General features: G+C 43.9%; 2 protein-coding genes. Both read right to left on the bottom strand.

The annotated features are described in order from the left end of the window. Nucleotides 1-1,338: VCBS repeat-containing protein (locus tag HUU10_15790; GenBank protein ID NUQ83064.1), on the bottom strand; the 1,338-nt coding region annotated here is incomplete at its 3' end. 31 nt (nucleotides 1,339-1,369) lie between these two features. Further along, nucleotides 1,370-1,597, bottom strand: a 228-nt coding sequence (locus HUU10_15785) for a T9SS type A sorting domain-containing protein (GenBank protein ID NUQ83063.1), incomplete at its 5' end; no start/stop codon positions are given.

The following is a 1,597-nucleotide window of genomic DNA, read 5'->3' as shown; positions in this document are numbered from 1 at the left end:
CTGGGCGCCGATGGGTGTCCGGGCACTGGTGGTTCCTTCAAGCCAGATCTGTATCCAATTTGCATCTCCATTGGATTGATCTAATTCATTGCGATAGATGTATAGTCGGTCCGGTTTGGGCACAAACAAACCGTAGCCAAGAGAAAAATCAATGTCCCCATCCTGATCGAGATCAAACAAGGTAGGAACAGCCGAATAAGATGGTACAACCGTCAGGGAAGTTTCCTTGATATTGGTGTACCACATCTGATTTCTTGAGAACGGTTCTGCAACCAGTATATCAAGTCCTTTTCCACTCGAATTAGGCTTAATTATATCAGGATAGCCATCATTGTTCAGATCAACGAAGGCGGCTTTAACCGTCTGGCAGGTTGAGTCGTAGCCGTTCAGAAAATGCACATCATGGGTTTTATCCTCAAACGGGTGATCATTGTAATTTTTTACCTGCCTGATCCGTTTTTGAAATCGCAGTGCAGAGAAAAATGGGTCGAAACGGATGCGGTCAATCAAACCATTAGAATCAAAATCGAAGTAGTCATTTGGGTCGGTATCCGGCAGATTCCTCAGAATATCGGGACCAACCAGTTTGTAGGTCTTTTTCTGTTGGTCTGAAATGTAATAGTAGGATTGGAATGAAAAGTGGTTGGATCGTTGAAGCCAGGTGACCACATAATCGCGTTTGCCATCGGTATTAAAGTCATGGGTAGAACTAAGGGATAATATTAGCCAGAATTCCTCCATCAGGTAAATATTGAAGTGGTGATAAAGCGACAGGCTGTCAAACCGGGTAAGCTGATTCAGGTAAATTTTGTTTGGTACATAACCAGAAACATCCGAAATGACCAGGTCCAGGGTGCCATCAAAATTGATATCATTAATGTCTTCGGCCATGTAAGGGTACCCGTTTTCCCGCCACCACCCATGAGGAAGGGCCAGGGTATCCTGTATGTCGTAAAACCCGGTTTCATTTCCCAGATAAATAAAGGCCTTACCGGTTAACTTATCACCGTATCCTGCAAGGTCCATAAAGCCATCATTGTTAAAATCATAGGCTTTGTCAAACCCAACAATATTCGGTAAATCGAAGGCGGGCCTATACTCATCAATAATGGATGTGAGGGTGCTGGTTTTCAGGTTAACCCGGTAAACTGCTTCGGGTGCTGACAGTCCCTTAATACCGATATTCCAAATTTGAGTTGAAGGATCCTGCAACTCAACAATATTGATAGCTCCCGGTTTACTCAGATCAATGGGAAAATTAGCAGATATATCTGTAAACGTTTGGGCAAGACAGATCGAAAAGGAAAGGCCAAAGAAAAAGGTAAATAACAATTTCATATATAAAAAGGGGGCGATTGCCCCCGATTGTTTATTTACTCAACGTCATCATACCAGTTGACTGCCCCATGTGGGTGTTGATCTGGTACAGGTAGTTCCCCGAACTAAGTCCATCTGCCAGGAAATGAATCTGATTCAACCCGGGTTCACCGTTAATGGCTTGTGTGCGGACCAACTGACCCAAAACTGAAAACACTCTAAGAGTAATGGGGCCGGGTTCTGACAAGGTTACCACAAACTGTGTGGATGGATTGAATGG

The sequence above is a fragment of the Bacteroidota bacterium genome (assembly GCA_013360915.1).
In the GTDB taxonomy this organism is placed as follows: domain Bacteria; phylum Bacteroidota; class JABWAT01; order JABWAT01; family JABWAT01; genus JABWAT01.
Note: the sequence above shows the minus strand (reverse complement) of the source record. Positions and strands in the feature narration are given on the sequence as shown.